At 68.7% G+C, this 19,568-nt stretch carries 18 protein-coding genes; all 18 read right to left on the minus strand.

Annotated features, from left to right (window positions below; all coding sequences use genetic code 11):
* Positions 1-127 precede the first annotated feature (127 nt).
* The 18 genes from PCA_RS07720 to PCA_RS07805 all read right to left on the minus strand — a co-directional run bounded on the left by PCA_RS07720 (position 128) and on the right by PCA_RS07805 (position 19,401).
* The gene (locus PCA_RS07720) at positions 128-352 is read right to left on the minus strand and encodes a hypothetical protein (protein ID WP_181302008.1); all 225 of its coding nucleotides are present in this window, start codon (positions 350-352) and stop codon (positions 128-130) included.
* Positions 349-1,896 (minus strand): sigma-54 dependent transcriptional regulator, encoded by a 1,548-nt coding sequence (locus PCA_RS07725; RefSeq protein WP_219918615.1) that lies wholly within the window; start codon positions 1,894-1,896, stop codon positions 349-351. The genes PCA_RS07720 and PCA_RS07725 overlap by 4 nt, the downstream gene beginning before the upstream one ends.
* The gene (hypB, locus tag PCA_RS07730) at positions 1,896-2,879 is read right to left on the minus strand and encodes a hydrogenase nickel incorporation protein HypB (RefSeq protein WP_181302009.1); all 984 of its coding nucleotides are present in this window, start codon (positions 2,877-2,879) and stop codon (positions 1,896-1,898) included. Before hypB ends, PCA_RS07725 begins: the two co-directional genes overlap by 1 nt.
* Positions 2,870-3,112: a hydrogenase maturation nickel metallochaperone HypA gene (locus tag PCA_RS07735; protein ID WP_181302010.1), complete on the minus strand. Its 243-nt coding sequence runs from the start codon at positions 3,110-3,112 to the stop codon at positions 2,870-2,872. The genes hypB and PCA_RS07735 overlap by 10 nt, the downstream gene beginning before the upstream one ends.
* Entirely contained in the window at positions 3,112-4,170 is a 1,059-nt protein-coding gene (hypE, locus tag PCA_RS07740; protein WP_181302011.1) for a hydrogenase expression/formation protein HypE, read from the minus strand. Before hypE ends, PCA_RS07735 begins: the two co-directional genes overlap by 1 nt.
* Complete coding sequence (gene hypD / locus PCA_RS07745; RefSeq protein WP_181302012.1) at positions 4,167-5,294, minus strand: hydrogenase formation protein HypD; 1,128 nt, start codon at positions 5,292-5,294, stop codon at positions 4,167-4,169. The genes hypE and hypD overlap by 4 nt, the downstream gene beginning before the upstream one ends.
* Entirely contained in the window at positions 5,291-6,013 is a 723-nt protein-coding gene (locus PCA_RS07750; RefSeq protein ID WP_181302013.1) for an SIS domain-containing protein, read from the minus strand. Before PCA_RS07750 ends, hypD begins: the two co-directional genes overlap by 4 nt.
* Complete coding sequence (hypC, locus tag PCA_RS07755) at positions 6,010-6,294, minus strand: HypC/HybG/HupF family hydrogenase formation chaperone (RefSeq protein WP_181302014.1); 285 nt, start codon at positions 6,292-6,294, stop codon at positions 6,010-6,012. The genes PCA_RS07750 and hypC overlap by 4 nt, the downstream gene beginning before the upstream one ends.
* Positions 6,295-6,306: 12 nt before the next feature.
* The gene (gene hypF / locus PCA_RS07760; protein WP_181302015.1) at positions 6,307-8,676 is read right to left on the minus strand and encodes a carbamoyltransferase HypF; all 2,370 of its coding nucleotides are present in this window, start codon (positions 8,674-8,676) and stop codon (positions 6,307-6,309) included.
* Complete coding sequence (locus PCA_RS07765) at positions 8,673-9,860, minus strand: NHL repeat-containing protein (RefSeq protein WP_181302016.1); 1,188 nt, start codon at positions 9,858-9,860, stop codon at positions 8,673-8,675. Before PCA_RS07765 ends, hypF begins: the two co-directional genes overlap by 4 nt.
* A 3-nt stretch (positions 9,861-9,863) precedes the next feature.
* A complete protein-coding gene (locus PCA_RS07770) occupies positions 9,864-10,757 on the minus strand; it encodes a NifU family protein (protein WP_181302017.1) in 894 nt (297 codons plus the stop codon).
* Positions 10,758-10,772: 15 nt separating this feature from the next.
* Positions 10,773-10,994: a hypothetical protein gene (locus PCA_RS07775; RefSeq protein ID WP_181302018.1), complete on the minus strand. Its 222-nt coding sequence runs from the start codon at positions 10,992-10,994 to the stop codon at positions 10,773-10,775.
* Between the two features lie 5 nt (positions 10,995-10,999).
* A complete protein-coding gene (locus PCA_RS07780) occupies positions 11,000-11,197 on the minus strand; it encodes a hypothetical protein (RefSeq protein WP_181302019.1) in 198 nt (65 codons plus the stop codon).
* Positions 11,197-12,222, minus strand: a complete 1,026-nt coding sequence (locus PCA_RS07785; protein ID WP_181302020.1) for a hypothetical protein — start codon at positions 12,220-12,222, stop codon at positions 11,197-11,199. The genes PCA_RS07780 and PCA_RS07785 overlap by 1 nt, the downstream gene beginning before the upstream one ends.
* 234 nt (positions 12,223-12,456) lie before the next feature.
* Positions 12,457-13,236, minus strand: coding sequence for a formate dehydrogenase accessory sulfurtransferase FdhD (fdhD, locus tag PCA_RS07790; RefSeq protein ID WP_255436726.1), 780 nt, complete (start codon positions 13,234-13,236; stop codon positions 12,457-12,459).
* 103 nt (positions 13,237-13,339) lie between these two features.
* Positions 13,340-15,649, minus strand: coding sequence for an FdhF/YdeP family oxidoreductase (locus tag PCA_RS07795; RefSeq protein ID WP_181302022.1), 2,310 nt, complete (start codon positions 15,647-15,649; stop codon positions 13,340-13,342).
* Between the two features lie 367 nt (positions 15,650-16,016).
* Positions 16,017-18,548 carry a cation-translocating P-type ATPase gene (locus PCA_RS07800; RefSeq protein ID WP_181302023.1) on the minus strand — a complete coding sequence of 844 codons (2,532 nt, stop codon included), beginning with the start codon at positions 18,546-18,548 and terminating at the stop codon, positions 16,017-16,019.
* A gap of 319 nt (positions 18,549-18,867) precedes the next feature.
* Positions 18,868-19,401 (minus strand): VC1465 family Xer recombination activation factor, encoded by a 534-nt coding sequence (locus PCA_RS07805; RefSeq protein ID WP_255436727.1) that lies wholly within the window; start codon positions 19,399-19,401, stop codon positions 18,868-18,870.
* Positions 19,402-19,568: the final 167 nt, after the last annotated feature.

Here is a 19,568-nt window from a genome sequence, read left to right on the forward strand (position 1 = left end):
GAACGCAGGAATCCAGTGCCTTTGTGTTCCGTGGCTTACAGGCACTGGATGACCAGCTTTGCTGTTGTGAAGCGCTTCCAGCCTTCGCTGGGATAACGAGCAAAAATCAGACCATCCTTAGCGCGATTCAGCCCCGGCGGTTGCCGCACGCAGGGCACTCGGTCTCCAGCATCAATCCGTACCAGATGCCCTGGCAACGGCTGCACCAGTGACCGTTGAGATGGGTGTCGCCCACGCCCAGGCGCTGCGCCATCCTGCCGATGCCGAGATCCTTCGCCCCGGCGGGGCTGTGCGGCGGCGCAGCGCGCGACCAGGGGAAGGGCAGTACCCGGCTGGAGTCGTCCTGGTTCATGGCGCGAGGTTTTCGACCTCGCCGGAGCGGCGGATGTCGTAACGCCTGATCTTGTTCGCCAGCCCGACCCGCGACAGGCCGAGGTCGCGCGCGGCCTTGCTGTGGTTCCAGTGGCAGCGGTCCAGGGTGTCGCGCACCAGGCGTATCTCGAGGAATTCGACCTTGTCCTTCAGCGATTTGCCCGGCAGCGCCTCGAACGGGTCGTGGTCGCGCGCGGCATGCGGCGGGCGCCAGGCCTTGGCGATCTCCGGCGAGAGGTGCCGGGTGGTGATGAACTCGCCCTCTTCGGCCAGCGCCATCATCCGCCGCACCTCGTTCTCCAGTTCGCGCACGTTGCCGGGGAAATGGTAGGCGCTGAGCCGCGCCATCGCTTCCGGGGCCAGCCCGGCGTTGTGGCGCGGGGTGGTGCCGGCGTATTTCTCCAGCATGTGCTGGACCAGCGGCGGAATATCCTCGCTGCGCTCGCGCAGCGGCGGCATGCGCAGTTCGAAGCCGCGCAGGCGGTAGTAAAGGTCCTGGCGGAACTTGCCGCTGGCGACCAGGTCGCGCAGCGGACGATTGCTGGCGGCGATGATGCGCACGTTGCTGCGCAGGGTGCGGTCGGAACCGAGCGGGCGCACCTCGCCTTCCTGCAGGAAGCGCAGCAGCGCGACCTGCATCGCCAGCGAGATCTCCGAGATCTCGTCGAGGAACACGGTGCCGCCGTCGGTGGCCTGGAACAGGCCAAGGCGATCGGCGAACGCGCCGGTGTAGGCGCCCTTGCGGTGGCCGAACAGCTCCGACTGCAGCAGCTCGTCGCTGAACGCGCCGCAGTTGACCGGCATGAACAGCAGCTTGTGGCGCTGGCTGAAAAGGTGGATCGCCCGCGCCATCAGCTCCTTGCCGGTGCCGGTCTCGCCCTCGATCAGCACCGGCAGGTCGGTGAACGCGGCCTTGCGCGCCAGGTTGCAGACTTCCGCCATCGCGGTGCTGGCGAACACCAGCTTGTCGAACGAATACACTTCCTTCAGCGCGGTGCGCATCGACTCGTTCTGCCGGTGCACCACGCTGTCGGCGAACTTCAGCTCGCGCGAAAGGTAGCGGTGGATGCGCGCCAGCTCCCGCGATTCCAGCGCGCGCCGCACCATCAGGTGCACCTGCTCCGGTTGCCACGGCGTCATCACCACCTGATACACCGCGGCGTCGTTGATCGCGTCGCGCACCACCTGGGTATCGGCGTTGTCCAGCACCAGCAGGCGCACCGTGTTCGGGTGACGAACGCGCAGTTCGCGCAGCAGATCGACGCCGCGGCCGTCCAGCAGCACCTGCTCGACGATCACCAGGTCGGCAGCGCTGTCGCCTTCGTCCATCGCCGCCATCGTCTCTCGCGCGCGGTCGTGGGTATCGACGCGGTACTCGGCGCCGAGGCGCCGGCGCAGCCGTGCGTCGTTGCGCAGGCGCGGGCCGACCAGCACGACCCGCCACTCGCGGGCGAGCCCGGACTGCGCCTGTGCCGCCTCGTCGAAGGGGACCGTGGCCCGTGCCGCCATGTCGTTCGTGCGCATCATCGTTGTCCCCCCCGCCCGGCGCGCAGCCAGTCGTACCAGGCCTGCATGCCGTCCCCGCTGCGGCTGGAAACGCGCAGGCAGGCGATGCCGGGGTTGATCGCGCGCGCGTTCGCTTCCGCCTTGTCGGCGTCGAAGTCCACGTACGGCAGCAGGTCGGTCTTGGTCAGCACCATAAGCTCCGCGGCACGGAACATGTGCGGGTATTTCAACGGTTTGTCGTCGCCCTCGGTACAGGACAATACCACCACGCGCGCGCCTTCGCCGAGGTCGAACAGGGCAGGGCAGACCAGGTTGCCGACGTTCTCGACGAACAGCAGGCTGCCGGCGACGGGATCGAGGATATCGATCGCGCGTTCCAGCATGTCGGCCTCCAGGTGGCAGCCCGCCCCCGTGTTCACCTGCACCGCTTTCGCGCCGGTGGCGCGGATGCGCTCGGCGTCGGCGCTGGTTTCCTGGTCGCCTTCCACCACCGTCATCGGCAGTTCGGCGCCGAGTTCGGACAGCGTGCGCACCAGCAGCGTGGTCTTGCCCGAGCCGGGGCTGGACATCAGGTTGACGGCGAATACGTCGCTCGCGGCCAGCCTCGCGCGGTTGGAGGCTGCGATGGCATCGTTCTTGCCCAGCAGCGAGGCTTCGAGTTCGATCAGTTCGGCATCGCTTTCGCGGCCGCTGCGCAGCGCATCATGGTGGTGATGGTGGTGGTTCCCCCCGTTGGAGGGCAGGGACCAGGGCGGGCTCACGGCGGATGCGGAACGCCTTGCCGCACCCTCCATTTCCGTGGATGGAGCCGCGTGGTGAGGATGGGCATGCGAGCCGGAATGCGCCGGCAGCATGACGACAGGCAACGGCTGGTCGTGCCCATGGTCATGGTCGTGGCTGTGCACGACGCGGGTGCCGTCGGGCAGCACGTGCACGTGCTCGCCATGGGCGCCTTCGATGCGCACGCCGTCTTTCTGGTTGCAGCCGCAGGTCAGGCACATGGTTCCACCTCCATTGCCTTGATGTTGAGCCGGTCGCCCTCGTGTTCGAGGATGTCGAGTTGCGCGCCTTCGAGCGGGGTGCCCTTCGAACAGACGTCGAAGCAGAAGCGCACCGCGTCCGGCAGGATCGCGCTCCGGGTACCGATTTCCAGCCACACCCTGCGCACGCGCCTGCCCGCGGCATGCTCGCTGACGATGGCGACGAGGTTGCGGGTGAGGCCGAGTTCGTGCATCAGCAGATCCTCGGAAGCTGTTCGCCGAGCAGCAGGTCCACGACGCGCTCGCCGCCAAAGCGCGAGCGCATCGTCACCAGCCCCGGGCGTTCCGCATGCACCTCGCCGACCACTGCGGCGTTGCGGCCCAGCGGGTGCGACCGCATCGCCGCAAGGAGGCCGTCGGCTTCCTCCGCCGGCACCAGCGCGGCCAGCTTGCCTTCGTTGGCCAGGTACAGGATGTCGAAGCCCAGGATCTCGCAGGCGCCGCGCACCGCATCGGCGACCGGGATCGCGGCTTCGTCCAGGACGATGCCGAAGCGGCCCTCGCGGGCGAATTCGTTCGTTATCGTCGCCAGCCCGCCGCGGGTGGCGTCGCGCAGCCAGCGCAGCCCCGGTGCGGCGGCGAACATCGCCTCGACCAGCCCGTTCAGCGGCGCGGCATCGCTCTGCACCGGGATCTGCAGGGCGAGGTCGTTGCGCGCGGCCATCACCGCGATGCCGTGGTCGCCAAGCGTGCCGTTGACGATCAGTTTGTCGCCGGGCCGCACCATCCGCGGCCCGGTGTCGCGGCCGGCGGGGATCGCGCCGATGCCGGCGGTGGTGATGAACAGTCCGTCGGCCGCGCCGCGTTCGACCACCTTGGTGTCGCCGGTGACGATGCTGACGCCCGCTTCTTCGGCCGCCCGCGCCATGCTCGCCAGCACTTCGCGCAGCGTTTCGACGGGCAGGCCTTCCTCCAGGATCAGCGCGCAGCTCAGATGCTTCGGCACCGCGCCGCCGACGGCGAGGTCGTTGACCGTGCCGCAGACCGCGAGCCGGCCGATGTCGCCGCCCGGGAAGCGCAACGGCGAGACCACGAAGCTGTCGGTGGTGAAGGCGAGGCTCTCTCCGTGGCCGAGCAGGCTGCCGGCGATCCGCGCCTGGTCCTCCAGCGGAGCGAGCAGGCCGTTGTCGAACGCCGGCACGATGACCTCCTCGATCAGCTCGCGCATCGCGCGGCCGCCGGCGCCGTGGGCGAGGGTGATGTGCTGGTCGCGCCAGTGGTCGACGGCCCGGGGCTTGGCGACCGCGTTCATGCGACTTCCTCCACCGCATGCGTCGAATACTGGTAATAGGCCGCGCATGCGCCCTCGCTGGACACCATCAGCGCGCCGAGCGGCGTGCGCGGCGTGCAGGCCTTGCCGAACACCTTGCACTGCTGGGGCTTCAGCACGCCCTTGATGACTTCGCCGCACTGGCACGATTTCGGGTCGGCGATCTTCGCGTTCGGCACGGTGAACTTGCGTTCGGCGTCGAACGCGGCGTAGGGCGCGCGCATGCGCACGCCGGAATGGTCGATCGAGCCCAGCCCGCGCCATTCGAAGAACTCGCGCAGTTCGAACACCTCGGCGATGGCCTGCATGCCGACCCGGTTGCCGTCCGGGTCGACCAGCCGCGCGTACTGGTTCTCCACGCGCGGCCGCTTCTCCAGCAACTGCCTCAGCACCATCCACAGCGACTGCAGGATGTCGTTCGGTTCGAAGCCGGAGATCACCAGCGGGCGGTGGTAGCGCTCGGCGATGAAGCGGAACGGGGCGCTGCCGGTGACCATGGCGACGTGCCCGGGGCCGATGAAGCCGTCGATCCGCATGCCCGGCGAATCCAGCACCGCCTTGATCGTCGGCACGATGGTGATGTGGTTGCAGAACAGCGAGAAATTCTTCAACCCGCGGCGCTTCGCCTCCAGCACGGTCATCGCGGTCGACGGCATCGTGGTCTCGAAACCGAGGCCGAAGAACACCACCTCGCGATCCGGATGCTGTTGCGCCAGCGACAGCGCGTCCAGCGGCGAATACACCATGCGCACGTCGGCGCCGTTGGCGCGCGCCTGCAGCAGGCTGAGCTTCGAGCCGGGCACCCGCATCGCGTCGCCGAAGGTGGTGAAGATCACCTCCGGCCGCTGCGCGATCGCGATGCAGTCGTCGACGCGGCCCATCGGCAGCACGCAGACCGGGCAGCCGGGGCCGTGGACGAATTCCAGCGACTTCGGCACCAGGTCCTTCAGCGCATAGCGGAAGATCGAATGGGTGTGGCCGCCGCAGACTTCCATCACCTGCACCGGGTTCTGCTCGGTCGCGCCGAGCTGGTCCAGGCAGGCGGTGACTTCGCGCAGCAACGCCTTCGCGGTCGAAGGGTCGCGGAATTCGTCGACGAATTTCATGCCGCACCTCCGTCTTGCGCTTCGGTTCGCGCCGCCGCGCCCCCGGCCGGCCCGCGATCGCTGGCGAGCAGCGTGTGCACCAGGTCCCAGAGGATGTGGTAGATCGCCACATGGGTTTCCTGGATGCGATGGATGCTGTCGCTGCCCACGCACAGGCACAGGTCGACGTAGCCGGCGCGCGCCATCTCGCCGCCGTCGCTTCCGGTCAGCGCGATGGTGCCGGCGCCGAGCTGCTTTGCCGCCTCCAGCCCGCGCAGCACGTTGCGCGAGTTGCCGCTGGTCGACACGCCGATGGCGCAGTCGCCGTTGCTGACGAGGCCCAGCACCTGGCGTTCGTAGATGTTGTCGATGCCGACGTCGTTGCCGACCGCGGTGATCATCGCCATGTCCTGCGCCAGGTTCTGCGCCGGCAGCGCCGGCCGGCCGGCGGTGACCGGGTGCGAGAACTCGACCGCGATATGCGCGGCGTCGCAACTCGAGCCGCCGTTGCCGAGGGTGAACAGGCGGCCGCCGTTGCGGTAGCAATCGGCGACGATGTGCGCGGCGCGGACCACGTCGGCGCCGTGGGCCTCGAAGAAGGCCTGCTTCACGACGAGGCTTTCGCCGGATTTCTGCCGCACCGAGTCGAGCAGCGCGGCGTCGATCGCGTGCGGATCCGGCGTGGCGTGCGGGGCCAGGTGCGGATAGAACGAAGCGAGTTGTCCGGAAGTCGTGTTCATGTCGTTGCCTCCACTCCACGTAGCGCCGCCGCCTCGGCCTGAGCCTCGCCGAGCGCGTGCAGCAGATCGAGGGTGATTTGTGCTTCCTTCTCGTCGATCCGGCTCATCGCGAAGCCGACGTGGACCAGCACCCACGCGCCGACGACGTCCTCCGCTGTCTCGCCGTCGCGGATCACGCAGGCGATGTTGACCTCGCGACGCACGCCGAGCACGTCCACCAGCGCGAGTTTCGCTTCCGTGTTGGTGACTTCCGCGATCTGTCCCGGGATTCCAAGGCACATGTCCACCCCCTCCTAGTTGTTTCTGGCCAGCGCGATCAGCGCCTGCCCGAACGCCAGCCCGCCATCGTTGGCCGGCAGCCGGCCGGGCAGGAGCGCGCGCAGGCCGCGCTCCCGCAGGCAGGCGACCACGCGCTCGGCCAGCACCTTGTTCTGGAACACGCCGCCGGACAGGGCCACGGTGTCGTAGCCCAGTTCGTCGACGAACTTGCTTGCCATCATCGCCACCGCGTTGGCGAAACCGCGGTGGAAGCGCGCGGCCATCAGCGCCGCCGGCGTGCCGAGGACCATGTCGCCGAGCAACGCCTGCCACATCGCCAGCGGCTCGATGTACGGCAGCCCCTTGCCCTTGTCGAGGCGCGGGATCTGGAACGGGTAGTCGAGTTCGCCATCCTCGGCCAGGTGCTCGTCGCGGATCGTCGCCTCCATCCGGATCGCCGCCTCGCCCTCGTAGGCAACCCGTTCGCGGCAGATGCCGATCGCCGCGGCGACGGCATCGAACAGGCGCCCGGCGCTGCTGGCCAGCGGCGCGTTGGCGCGGTTCCCGATCATCGCGGAAAGCAGGTCGCGCGGCCTGGATTCGAGGAAACGGCAGAGCTCCAGCCCGGAGAAGTTCATGGCGAACCGCGCCCACCCCATCTCGGCCATGATGTGCGCGTAGGTGTTGCGCCACGGCTCGCGCGAGGCGAGGTCGCCGCCGATCAGCGCCACCGGCTTCAGCGTGCCGACGCGGGTGCATTCGGCATAGTCGCAATGCAGGAACTCGCCGCCCCACAGTTCGCCGTCTTCGCCCATGCCGAGGCCGTCCAGCGCGATGCCCAGGACCTTGCCGCCGTCGCGCGGCCAGCCATGCTCGCCGAGGCAGGCGGCGATGTGCGCGTGGTGGTGTCCCACGGACACGCGGCGCGACGCGTATCGGCGTTCGGCCAGCTGCGTGCTGGCGTACTGGGGGTGCAGGTCGCAGGCGACCAGGTCGGGTTCGAAGTCGTAATAGCCGAGGTAATCGGCCAGCGCGCGTTCCCAGTCGGCATGGCATGCGGCGTCGTGCAGGTCGCCGATGTGCTGCGACAGCACGCACTGGCCGTCGCGGAGCAGGGCGAAGGTGTTCTTCAGGTCGCCGCCCAGCGCCAGCACCTGCGTCCTGGCGTCGAAGCCCCGCGGCAGCAGCAGCGGCGCCGGCGCATAGCCGCGGGCGCGGCGCATCACGCGGAACCCGCCGGCGACCACGCGACCGACCGAGTCGTCGACGCGGCGGGCGATCGGGCGGTTGTGGTCCAGCACCCAGTCGGCGCAGTGCGACAGCCGCGACGCGACCTGTTCGGCGTCGATCGCCTGCGGCTCGTCGCTGAGGTTGCCGCTGGTCAGCACGATGGGCGCGCGGCGGCGGCGCATCAGCAGGTGGTGCAGCGGTGTGTTCGGCAGCATCACGCCGAGCGTCGACAGGCCCGGTGCGATGCCGGACGCCAGCGGCGGCGCGTCGTCGCGGCGCGGCAGCAGCACGATCGGCGCCTGCGGACTGGTCAATGCGGCTTCGGATTCCCCGTCGATGACGCAGTACTCGCGCAGCATGTCGAGGTCCTTGACCATCAGCGCGAACGGTTTGGCTTCGCGGTGCTTGGTCGCGCGCAGCTTCGCGACGGCCGCCTCGTTCGCCGCGTCGCAGGCAAGCTGGTAGCCGCCCAGGCCCTTCACCACGACCGTTTCGCCCTTGCCGAGCAGCGAGGTCGCTGCATCGACCTCGTCGAGGAAGCTCAGCGCGTCCAGCGCGAAGGCCTTGCCGTCCATGCGCCGCAACGTCGCCCGCGGGCCGCAGGCGTGGCAGGCCGTCGCTTCGGCGTGGAAGCGGCGGTCGTCGATGTCGGCGTATTCCTTCGCGCAGTCCTTGCACAACGGAAAAGCGGCGAGCGTGGTGTTGTTGCGGTCGTATGGCGTGTGCACGAACACCGACAGGCGCGGGCCGCAGTCGGTGCACGCGGTGAACGGATAGCGATAGCGGCGCGAGAACGGGTCCAGCGTTTCCGCGACGCAGTCCGGGCAGGCCGCGAGGTCGGGGGCGATGCCGAGGCCGGGTTGCGCCGAGGTGCTGGCGACGACGCGGAAATCGGCCGGCGCACCGGCGCCGGGCAGGGGCTCGGTCTGCAATGCGTCGACACGGGCGCCGCCGCGGTGCAGCGAGCGCACCGCGTCGACGAAGGCGGCGAGGTCGTCGGTCGCGGCAAAGGCTTCGATGACGACGGCGGTGCCTTCGTTGCGTACCGTGCCGGTGACATGGTGATCGCGCGCCAGCCGCAGCGTCGCCGGGCGGAAGCCCACCCCCTGGACGATGCCGCGGACATTCAGGCGCAGGCCTTCGGCATTCGCGACGGCAACCGATTGCGGGCTCATCCGGCGATCTCCCACAGCAGCACGCGGTTGTTCCCCGAATCGGCGATCACGCACAGGTCGCCGTGCACCGACAGGTTGTACGGCCAGCAGATCGATTCGCGCGTTGCCGGCTGCCAGCGGTTGTCGCCCTTGTCGGCGAACGAGAACTGCCCGGCAAGCGCCAGGGCTTCGGCGTCGTCCGGCGCGTCGTAGCGCAGGATGCGCGAGTTCGCGGTGTCGCCCACCAGCAGCCGGCCGCGGTGCACGGCGGCGGCATAGGGCATGTTGAAACTGCCTGCGGTCGGCCAGTATTCGCCGCGGTTGTGGTCGACGGCCTGTGCGTCGCGCTGGCCGATCACGATGTCGGCCGGCGCATGGTCGCGCGGTGCGGCGTCGCGCCAGAACAGCACGCGGTTGTTGCCGGCATCCGCGACGGCCAGTCCGCCGTTCCAGTGCGCGATCGCGTGCGGCCAGCGCAGGCTGCCGGCATCGATCCCGCCGGCGTTCTCGTCGCGATGGAGAAAGTCGGGTTGCCCGAGCACGCCGTCGGCCGCTTGGCCGTTGCGCTCCGGCACCCGGTCCCAGCGCAGCACGCGGCGGTTGCCGGTGTCGGCCACCCACAGGCGTTCGCCGTCGAAATGCACGCCGTACGGCCAGTACAAGGTGTCGGCGGCGGGACCGTCGCAGCCGCGATTGATCCCGCCCGAATCGAGATCCGCCTGCCCGAGCACGACGTCCGGCGCCTGATGACTCGAAGCCGGCGAGCGCAGCCAGATCAACACGCGATGGTTCCATGCGTCCGCGACGGCCAGCCCGTCGCCCACCGCGCAGATCCCGGTCGGCACGTTCAATGTCTGCGCGGACACCGGCCCGTTCGCGTTGCGGCCTTCGCGGTCGAAGTCCGGCTGCCCGAACAGCCAGGTCGCCGCCTCGCCGTCCCGATCCGGCAGCGAAGGCCAGCCGAGCAGGCGATGGTGGCCGGTGTCGCAGACCCACAGCGCGCCGTCGCGGGTGATCGTGGCGCCGCGCGGGCCGAACAGCGTATCCGCCGCCGGCACGATCGACGCCGTCGCGAGCAGGATGTCGTCCAGCGTCTCGGCGCGCGCGCCGAGCATCACGCGTGCGCCACCACGCGCCAATGCCTCCGGCGCCGCCGTCCGTTCGCGTTGCCGCGCCAGCGAAACATGAAACACCTGCGCGTTCATACGCTAGGCCTCCAGCTTCACCGCGACGCGACCGTCGCGTACGCGCACCGCGTGCACCACCAGCTGCACTTCAGGCACGGTCAGGCATTCGCCGGTGTCGAGCCGGTACTGGAAGCCGTGGTGCGGGCATTCGATCATGCCATCGACCACCTCGCCGCCATCCAGCGGCATGCCGAGGTGGGCACAGGCGTTGTCCACGCAGCTGACGCTGTCGTGGTCGCGCCAGAACAGCACCTCGCGGCCGGAGACGGCGAGCGCGGTCGCAACGCCGAGCGGCAACTCGTCGAGCGCGCAGGCGTCGACGAAGCCGCCGTCGTTTTCCCTCGCGAACGGGCTGACGAAGTGCAGCGGGATCTTCTTGCCGTCGTTCGCCGGTTCGGCGCCCTTGACCGCGGCGATCCGGGTGATCTCCGGCGCGTACTCCCGGATCGCCTTCTCCACGCCCTGGTGCAGGGTCATGCCGGCGGCGGGGCAGCCGTTGCAGGCGCCGGTCAGGCGCACTTCGACCGTATCCGGCGGCTTGATCGCGACCAGCTGGACGCCGCCGCCGTGCTCGGCGAGGAACGGCGCCACCGACTCCAGCGCCGCGCGCACCCGCGACTCGAGCGGATCGCGCACCAGCCCGTGCAGGCGCAGCACGCCGAACACCAGCGGATCCTGCACGACCTTGCGCAATTGCTGCGCGGCGGCAGGGTCCTCGCGCAAGCCCTGCACGATGCGCAGCAGCGCCTCGCGGTGCAGCGCCTCGATCGCGTCCTTCAGGCGGGCGAGCGTCGCCTGCTGATCCGGCGGCCATGCCGCTCCGATCGCCTCCAGCATCGCTACGTCGCTGGCCAGCTTCGCCAGCCGTTCGGCGGCGTTGTCCGGGGTCGTCTGGATACTGGCGTCTGCTGGCATGTCGGCGATATCCGATCAGCGGTACTTGAGGTCCTTGAACAGGTACGGCATCAGCGCGCCGCCCAGCAGGCCGCCGCTGATCGCCGCGATCAGCGGGTTGACCAGCAACGCCAGCGCGAGCAGCACGGCCAGGGTGATCGCCAGCCCGACCAGCCACTGCTTCAGCACCTGGCTGGAGTTCTGGAAAAGCTTGCCGCGCAGGAACAGCTTGGCCGAGTTGAGGAACATGTCGAACATGGCGGTCAGCTCCGAACCAGATGGAGGACGATGGCGGCGACCAGCGCGGCCGGAACCGCGGCGACCAGCCCGTAGAACGCGCCCATCAGCGAGGCAAGTTCCTTGCCCAGTTCGGCTCCGGCCAGCTTGAGGCCGCCGAGCGCGCCGCCGACGGCGCCGAACAGGATGGTGACGAGCGGGAACAGCAGCAGGGTGGATGCCATCATTGGATTCCTTGGAGTGCAGTGGAGTCGGGTGTGTGGCCAGCGTCGTCGCCGAGCATGGCCAGCGCGTCGGCGACCGCGTCGGCGTGGCCGGGCAGGCCGCGTTCGACGAACAGTGCCTGTGCCTCGCGGTACAGCGCCCGCGCTTCGCGCAGGTTGCGCTGCTGGCCGGAAAGCGGGTCGGCTGGATCGTCGGGCAGGTTGGCCAGCGCATTCGCCTTGTTGGCGATGGTGTTGGCGTACTCGGCCGGCGTGTCGCGCGAGCTGCGCACTTTCAGCGCCTCGTCGTAGGCCTCGACCGCGCGCAGCAAGTTGGCGATGCGGTTGCCGCCCGGTGCGTACTGCAGGGCGTTGCCGAGGTTGTTCTGCGCCATCGCGTATTCGACCGGGTGGTCAACCAGGTTCACCACCTTCAGCACCTGCTCGAACGACTGCACCGCCATCGCCTCGCGCAATTCGCCGGCCTTGTCGCTGGCCGGCAACGACAGATAGATGATCGCCAGGTTGTTGTGGACGACCGCGTGTTCCCGCGGAAACGCGGTTTCGCTGAACACTTTCAGTGCGCGGTGGTAGTACGAAATCGCGTCCTGGATGCGCGCCAGCCCGGCAGCGGCCAGCGACTGCGCGACCAGCCCCAGGTTCAGGTCGACCTCGGCGGTCTCTTCCGGCAGGCCGAGTTCGTCCAGTACCGGCCGCGCCGCCTCGAAGCAGGCGAGGGCGTCCTGCAGCGATCCGGCGCCGCCGTCGGGCAGGGCCTGGTGGGCGGTGCCCTCGCGGGCGAGGGTGCGTGCCGCCAGGAGGCTCTCGCCCTCCGGCACCAGCGCCCGCGCACGCCGGTACAGAGTCACGGCATCGTGCAACTGCTGCGGATTCCGCGGTTTCAGCTGCAGGCCGCGGGCGATCTCCACCAGCATCTCGGCACGTTCGACCGGGTCGACGGAAGGGTCTTCGGCCGCCGCCAGGGCAGCGCGCACCTCGGCGTCGGCCAGCCCGCGAGAGGTTTCATCTGAGGATTGCACCAGCATCGGCGGCCCCTGCTTCTGCAGTGCCGCCCGGACAGGCGGCATCTAGGGGGCGACCCTCTTACCGGGCCTGCGGGTTGTCAACCCGCGTTGCGCCATTGCAAATGTTGTTTGCATGCGTGCAGGGAATCCGCCGTCCTGCCAGCCGGCACACTGGTGGGCTGACCATCGCGCCGAAGGCGATCGAACGGTGTGGAGCAGACCGCATCGACGGCGCCGACGCCGATGGTCCATCGTCTACCCGGAAACCAGCCGCTCAGGATGCGTGTAGATGTTGTGGCTACCCGGCCGGGCGAAGCCGACCAGGCATACGCCGGCGCTGCGCGCCAATTCCACGGCCAGTGCCGTGGGTGCGGAAATCGCCGCCATGAAACCGATGCCGGCACAGGCTGCCTTGGCGACCATTTCGTAGCTGGCGCGGCTGGTCAGCAACAACATGCCGGAGCCAGGCGCCATGCCTGCGCGGACCATGGCGCCGATCAGCTTGTCGAGTGCGTTGTGCCGGCCTACGTCCTCGCGCACCAGCATCACGTTGCCCTCGGCGTCGGCCCAGACGGCGGCATGCATGGCACCGGTGGCGGCATTCATCGGCTGCCTGGCCTGCAACTGGGCCAGGGCGCGTTCCAGCGCTCCGGTACGGAACGTGGCGGCGTGCCGGATGCGCTCGGGTTGGCGCACCGCATCCTCCAGCTCGCGCGCGCCGCAGATGCCACAGCTTCCGCGCCCGGGCAGCAGGCGCTGGGTCGCGCCGTCGAGACGTGCAGCGGGAGCAGCGGGAGCCACCGTGATGGAGAGGCGGATGCCTTCGAGCAGTTCGGCCTGCACGATGGATTCAAGTTGCGCCGGCTCGGCGACCAGCCGTTCGCTGAGCGAAAAGCCGAGCGCGAAGTCCTCCAGATCGCGCGGCGTTGCCATCATCACCGCGAAGGACACGCCGTTGTACTGCATGGCGATGGGCATTTCCTCGGCGATGCAATCCTCGACCTGTTCGCCATGCCCCTGGCGCCATCGCTCCATGCGGCGGCCGACATAGCCGGATGAAACGGACCCGGAAGGCAACGCATCGGGACTCATCGAGGCCATTTCCGGCGCCTTGCCCGTATTCGTGCTCGAGCAATCGTCATTCCGCATGTGCACGCACGATACGCACGGGAATGGATTTGTACGATGGCGTTCCGCTGGCCTGGTCGTTGTAGTCGAGCGGCACCAGGCAGTTGGCTTCGGGGTAGTAGGTCGCCACGGATCCCCTGGCGATGCTGTATGCAACGGCGATGACCTTGGCCAGTTGGCGCTCCGGCCCCTGGCCGATGGCCGTTTCGACGAGGATTTCGTCGCCGGGCTCGATGCCGCGTTCGGCCAGGTCGTCCTTGTTCATGAACACCACGTCGCGTCGCCCGAAGACGCTGCGGTAGCGGTCGTCGAGGCCGTAGATGGTGGTGTTGTACTGGTCGTGGCTGCGTACGGTGGTCAGCGTCAGGATCGTCGGGTCGGCGGGCAGGGGATCTTCGTCCAACCCTTTCATGCGCAGGAATTCCGCCTTGCCTGACGGCGTGTTCCAGATCCGCTCCGTGGGCGGCAGCGGCAACCTGAAACCGCCCGGGACGAGGATGCGTTCGTTGTATTGCGCGAAGTTCGGGAAGACGGCCTCGATGGCGTCGCGGATGAGGTCGTAGTCCTCGATGAACTTCATCCACGGCACCTTGCTGTGGGGCAGGGTGGCTGCGGCCATGCCCGCGATGATCGCCGGCTCCGAACGCAGGTGCGGCGAGGCCGGGGGCAGCTTGCCCAGCGATGCATGAACCATCGACATCGAGTCTTCCACCGTCACGGCTTGCGGGCCGCCTGCCTGCAGGTCGCGTTCCGTGCGCCCCAGGCAGGGCAGGATGAAGGAGTGCTTGCCTGTGAGCAGGTGCGAGCGGTTGAGCTTGGTGCCGATATGCACCGACAGCTCCAGGCCGCGCATGCCCGGGAAACAGCGCTGCGGGTCCGGCATGGCGACGGCGAGGTTGCCACCCAGGCAGATCAGCACCTTCGACCGCCCCTCGCTGATCGCCTGCATGGCTGCGACGGCATCATGGCCGTGCGTGTCCGGCGGCTTGAAGCCGAAGGTCTCCTCGATGCGCCGGAGCATGTCGGCACCCGGCTTTTCGGTGATGCCGACGGTGCGATCGCCCTGCACGTTGGAGTGGCCACGCAGTGGACAGATGCCTGCGCCCGGCTTGCCGAAATTGCCGCGCATCAGCAGCAGGTTGGCGACCTGCTGCACGTTCTGCGTGCCCTGGTGGTGCTGCGTCAGCCCCATGCCGTAGGTGATGATGGTGGCATTCGACTTGGCGTATGCGGCGGCGACATCCCGCAATGCCTGCATCGGCAGGCCGGACCTGGCTTCGATGTCCTGCCAGGAGGTCGCCCTCACGTCGGCGGCCAACTCCTCGAAACCACGGGTGTGCTCGGCGATGAACGCATGGTCGAGTACGCCGGAGCCGGGCGCGCTGGCATCGTCCATTTCCAGCAGCGACTTCATGACCCCCTTGAGCGCGGCCGCGTCGCCGCCGATCCTGACCTGCAGGTAGGTGGACGCGATGGGTGTCGAACCGAACGTGGCCATCTCCACCGGGTTCTGGGGATCGGTGAAGCGTTCCAGCGCGCGCTCTTTGAGCGGATTGAACACGATGATAGGCGCGCCGCGGCGGGCCACTTCCTGGAGCGTGCCCATCATCCGGGGATGATTGGTGCCGGGGTTGTGCCCCATCGCGATGATGAGCTCACAGTGGTCGAAGTCGTCCAGCGAGACCGTGCCCTTGCCGATGCCGATAGCCTGCGGCAGGCCCACGCTGGTGGCCTCGTGGCACATGTTCGAACAGTCCGGAAAATTGTTCGTGCCATATTCGCGGGCGAACAGCTGATAGAGGAACGCGGCCTCGTTGGAAGCGCGGCCCGAGGTGTAGAACTCGACCGTGTCCGGATCCGCCTGGTTACGCAGGATCTCGCCGATGCGCGCCACGGCCACGTCCCAGTCGACCGCTTCGTAGATGTCCTTCTCCGCGTTGTAGGCCATCGGGTGGGTCAGGCGCCCTTCGTCCTCGAGCTGGTAGTCGCTCCAGCCCAGCAGTTCGGTCACGGTGTGGGCAGCGAAGAATTCCGGCGGAACGCGTTTCCTGGTCGCCTCCCAAGTGACGGCCTTGGCGCCGTTCTCGCAGAACTGGAAGGTGGAAGTGTGCTTTTTGTCGGGCCACGCGCAGCCGGGACAATCGAACCCCTCGGGACGTTTGGAGCGCAGGGCGTAGGGCTTGTTGGTCCGGAACAGCGTGACCGCCGCCTCCGGAGCGTTCATCTGTTCGAAGACTGCCTTGGCCGTGGCGCGTAGCGCACCCCAACCACCCGCAGGTTGATCGTAGGGGTGGATGCCGGGGATCTCCTTGTCAGCCATGATGAATTGACCCGTCGTCAGCGTGGTGAGGTTCGCAAGCCGAAACGTGCAGCCACTTGCAGGCTGAGTTCTATACCCCAACCGGCAAGAAGAATTCATGAAGAAGTGATTCATCGAAAAGCAGACCATCACGGTCCTGCATGAGGGCGACGCGCCCGCAATATGCGGTGTATCCGATGCCCGCCGACTGAGGGAACCGGAGGCGGAGAACGCTCGCCTGAAACGGTTGCTCGGCATGGACCGCAAGGCCAGCCGCCCCGGCTGGAACCCGTAGCCGTTCTCGCCGACCAGCTCGCCGCGCGGGGGCGGCACCGGGGGCGCTGTACGCCGATCCGGTCGTTCGCGGCACCCGATGCGGGCGCGGGCTTCAGGGCATGGCTGTCTGGCGCGGGCTTCCGCGCGCCGTGCGACGCAGCAGTTCCAGCCAGACGATGGCGGCGACCAGCATCCCGGCGCCGACGAGCAGCGCGGTCGCGCCCGGCATTGCCAGGCCCATCACGCCGCGCAGGAACGGCACCCCAAGCACCGCCGCCAGCATGAGCGCCACGCCGCCGAACATCCGCACCAGCCAGGGGTTCTTCGCCGGCAGGCGGGCCAGTGCGGGGCGGGACAGGTCGCGGTTGGCCAGGGTCAGCAGGAACAGGCCAAGCACCAGCGCGATGAACACCGCGCCACGGCTTTGCGCGGCGTCGAGGCCATGGCCGAGCAGCGCGCTGTAGCCGAGCAGCAGGATGGCGGCGATGCCGAGTCCCTGGGCCACCGCATGGCGCAGGTTGGCGGCGGCGAACGGCGACTCCGACGGCGCGCGCGGCGGCCGCCGCATGATGTCGCCGCCGGCGGGCTCGGCCTCGAACACCACCGAGCAGGCCGGGTCGATCAAGAGCTCCAGCAGCACGATATGTACCGGCATCAGCAGCACCGGCCAGTGCAGCAGGGTAGGCACCAGCGCCAGCGCGATGATCGGCATGTGCACGGCAAACACGAAGCGGGTGGCCTTGGTGATGTTGTCGTAGATGCGCCGGCCCTGGCGGATCGCGCCGACGATGCTGGCGAAGCTGTCGTCCAGCAGCACCAGCGCGGCCGCCTCGCGCGCCACGTCGGTGCCGCGCTCGCCCATCGCCACGCCGACGTCGGCGGCCTTCAACGCGGGCGCGTCGTTGACGCCGTCGCCGGTCATCGCCACCACCTCGCCGTCTTCTCGCAGCAGTTGCACCAGGCGCAGCTTCTGCTCGGGCTTGAGCCGCGCGCACAGGTCGACGCGGCGCAGGCGCTCACGCAGCGCGGCGTCGTCCAGCAAGGCCATCTCCGCGCCGGTGATTACCTCGGCGCGTTCGCTCAGGCCTGCCTGGCGGGCGATCGCGCGCGCGGTGGCGGGGTGGTCGCCGGTCATCATGACGATGCGCACGCCGGCGCCGCGGCATTCGGCGATCGCCGCCGGCACTTCCGGACGCGGCGGGTCGACGAAGCCGACCAGGCCAAGGAAGCGGAAGTCGAAATCGTGCTGGCTGCGCGGCCACGTTTCGCCTTGCCATTCGCCGCGGGCCACGCCGAGCACGCGCAGGCCGCGCTCGGCCATCGCCTCGACCTGGCGCAGGATGGCCGCGGCGTCGGCGGCCTCGAGGTGGCACAGATCGATCACCGCCTCGGGCGCGCCCTTGGTCGCCAGCAGGTGCGCGTCGCGCGCGTCGCCGCGGAACACGCGGGTCATCGCCAGGATCTCCGGCGACAGTGCATATTCGAATTCCGGCGACCACTCGGCGTGCACGTGCCCGGTGTCGGTGAGCCAGTGCAGGCCAAACCGCTGGATCGCCTTCTCCATCGGGTCGAATGGGTCGGCCGGTGTGGCCAGCATGGCGAACTCGACCAGTTCGTGGAACGGCTCAGGCAGTTCGGCGGCCTCCTCGTCGTGGCAGCTGTCGTCGACCAGGCGCAGCTCGGCCACCTGCATGCGGTTCTGCGTCAGCGTGCCGGTCTTGTCGACCGCCAGCACCGAGATCGCGCCCAGCGCTTCCACCGCCGGCACGCGGCGGGTCAGCACCTTGTGTTTGGAGATCCGCCACGCGCCCAGTGCGAGGAACACCGTGAGGATCACCGGGATCTCTTCGGGCAGGATCGCCATGGTCAGCGCGATGCCGGCCAGCACACTCTCCAGCAGGCCGTGGCCGTCCCACAGCCAGCCGAGCAGGGCGTAGGCCGTGGCCAGCAGCAGGCCGCCGACGGTGAGGTTGCGAATCAGCCGGCGTGAAGCCTGCTGCAGGCCGGACACGGGCTCGACGGCATCGGCCAGCGCCTGGCCGATGCGGCCGACCGCGGTGGCGCCGGCGATGGCACGGACCTCGGCGACGCCGACGCCCTTGGTCGCCACGGTGCTGGCGAACAGCTGGCCGGCGTCTTCGCCGGGGAGTTTGGTCACCGGCACCGCCTCGCCGGTCAGCAGCGATTCGTCGACGTCCAGGTGACCGTCCAGCAGCAGCGCATCGGCGGCGATGCGGTCGCCCTCGTGCAGCACCAGCAGGTCGCCGACCACCACCTCGCGCCCGGGGATACGGACTTCCTCGCCACCGCGGATCACCAGCGCGCGTGGCGCGGACAACTCGCGCAGCGATTCCAGCGCCCGCTGGGTCTTGCGCTCCTGCGCCAGCGTGATGCCGATGACGACGAACACGAACGACAGCAGGAATGCTGCCTCGGCGCGGTCGCCCAGCGCCAGGTACAGGCCGCCTGCGACCAGCAGCATGAGGAACATCGGCTCGAGCAGTACGCCGCCGATGATCGCCCAAAGCGTCTTCGGGGCGCTGCTCGGCAACAGGTTCGGGCCATGCTCGGCCAGTCGACGTGCGGCTTCGGCGGGGTCCAGCCCAAACCGGGCGGCGGGGCGAGGCGGCTTCGACACACTCATGTCATGTCCTTCAGCCTGGTGCACACCAGGCTCGCACAAGCTTGCAGGCCTCGCGTTCGTCGCCGAGTGGGGCGGCGAACAGGCAACGTGGTGCGTCGAGTGCTCGCGCCGCGTCGATCAGTGGCAAACCGGCACCGGCACCTCATCTTGCAACAACACCTTCCGTGTCTCGTCGCCCGGCAGCAGCCGGGTCATGCCACACCAGCCACGAGAACTGCAGGCTCGCGCATGCAAGGCAGGTGGACATGCATGCCGCGCTTGCGGCGTGCCCGCGACTATAGGTCGGCCCCTCCCAGGTCCGGTTGACTTTGGTCAACATCTACTCGGCGGGGAGTGGCTCCGGCGGAGGGGAGGGCAAAGCCTCGGTGGTCACCTCCGCCTTCCAGACTTCGGGTTGAAGCGTCACGGCCTGCGGCCTCGCGGGGGCCAAGGCCCCCACACCCCCAGCCGCGCGCCGCTCGTATTCCTCGTGCCAGAGCCGTGCCTCGGCATAGACGACGGTCCAGTTCGCCAGCCGCCCAGGCTGGAAGCTGTAGCCGCTGGGACTAATCAGCTCGCCGGTGCGGCTGTTGACGATCCAACCGGCCCAGCGATCATGCAGCGCGCCCACGTCGCCCAGCCGGTGCAGGCGCAGCAGCCGGACCGCTGACCACGGCACCCGGCAACGGCCAGTGTCCCAATGCTGCACCGTCCGCACCGAGACGCCCAGGAACTTGGCGCACGCCTTGAGGCTCAAGAAGCAGCTGCGCCGGAGTTCCCGGAAGCCCTCGGCGGAGACGTACCAGGTGCGGACCCGGCGACGGCTGGCCCGTGCTTTGGGGAATGTCTGATTAATCGGTTGCCTGCTCGTCATTCCTGCGAACGCAGGAATCCAGTGCCTTTGTGTTCAGACGCTTGCAGGTGTCTGACGATGTGAAACTGCCGAATTTCTAGGTAATTGAATATAAATAGATATTTCGATATGACGCGGCGAGTTGACGTACAGACTACAGACCGACAACCCGCCGCATTTTTCACGCC

It is taken from the genome of Rhodanobacter sp. PCA2 (genome assembly GCF_013620825.1).
Taxonomy (GTDB): Bacteria; Pseudomonadota; Gammaproteobacteria; order Xanthomonadales; family Rhodanobacteraceae; genus Rhodanobacter_A.

Bases quoted from the DNA above. Each gene is read 5' to 3' on its own strand.
- PCA_RS07785 (WP_181302020.1), bottom strand. From the start codon at position 12,222: ATGCTGGTGCAATCCTCAGATGAAACCTCTCGCGGGCTGGCCGACGCC.
- PCA_RS07765 (WP_181302016.1), bottom strand. From the start codon at position 9,860: ATGAACGCGCAGGTGTTTCATGTTTCGCTGGCGCGGCAACGCGAACGG.
- hypE (WP_181302011.1), bottom strand. From the start codon at position 4,170: ATGAACGCGGTCGCCAAGCCCCGGGCCGTCGACCACTGGCGCGACCAG.
- PCA_RS07725 (WP_219918615.1), bottom strand. From the start codon at position 1,896: ATGCGCACGAACGACATGGCGGCACGGGCCACGGTCCCCTTCGACGAG.
- PCA_RS07805 (WP_255436727.1), bottom strand. From the start codon at position 19,401: ATGACGAGCAGGCAACCGATTAATCAGACATTCCCCAAAGCACGGGCC.
- PCA_RS07750 (WP_181302013.1), bottom strand. From the start codon at position 6,013: ATGAACACGACTTCCGGACAACTCGCTTCGTTCTATCCGCACCTGGCC.
- PCA_RS07770 (WP_181302017.1), bottom strand. From the start codon at position 10,757: ATGCCAGCAGACGCCAGTATCCAGACGACCCCGGACAACGCCGCCGAA.
- PCA_RS07795 (WP_181302022.1), bottom strand. From the start codon at position 15,649: ATGGCTGACAAGGAGATCCCCGGCATCCACCCCTACGATCAACCTGCG.
- PCA_RS07720 (WP_181302008.1), bottom strand. From the start codon at position 352: ATGAACCAGGACGACTCCAGCCGGGTACTGCCCTTCCCCTGGTCGCGC.
- hypB (WP_181302009.1), bottom strand. From the start codon at position 2,879: ATGTGCCTGACCTGCGGCTGCAACCAGAAAGACGGCGTGCGCATCGAA.
- PCA_RS07800 (WP_181302023.1), bottom strand. From the start codon at position 18,548: ATGAGTGTGTCGAAGCCGCCTCGCCCCGCCGCCCGGTTTGGGCTGGAC.
- fdhD (WP_255436726.1), bottom strand. From the start codon at position 13,236: ATGGAGCGATGGCGCCAGGGGCATGGCGAACAGGTCGAGGATTGCATC.
- hypF (WP_181302015.1), bottom strand. From the start codon at position 8,676: ATGAGCCCGCAATCGGTTGCCGTCGCGAATGCCGAAGGCCTGCGCCTG.
- hypC (WP_181302014.1), bottom strand. From the start codon at position 6,294: ATGTGCCTTGGAATCCCGGGACAGATCGCGGAAGTCACCAACACGGAA.
- PCA_RS07735 (WP_181302010.1), bottom strand. From the start codon at position 3,112: ATGCACGAACTCGGCCTCACCCGCAACCTCGTCGCCATCGTCAGCGAG.
- PCA_RS07775 (WP_181302018.1), bottom strand. From the start codon at position 10,994: ATGTTCGACATGTTCCTCAACTCGGCCAAGCTGTTCCTGCGCGGCAAG.
- hypD (WP_181302012.1), bottom strand. From the start codon at position 5,294: ATGAAATTCGTCGACGAATTCCGCGACCCTTCGACCGCGAAGGCGTTG.
- PCA_RS07780 (WP_181302019.1), bottom strand. From the start codon at position 11,197: ATGGCATCCACCCTGCTGCTGTTCCCGCTCGTCACCATCCTGTTCGGC.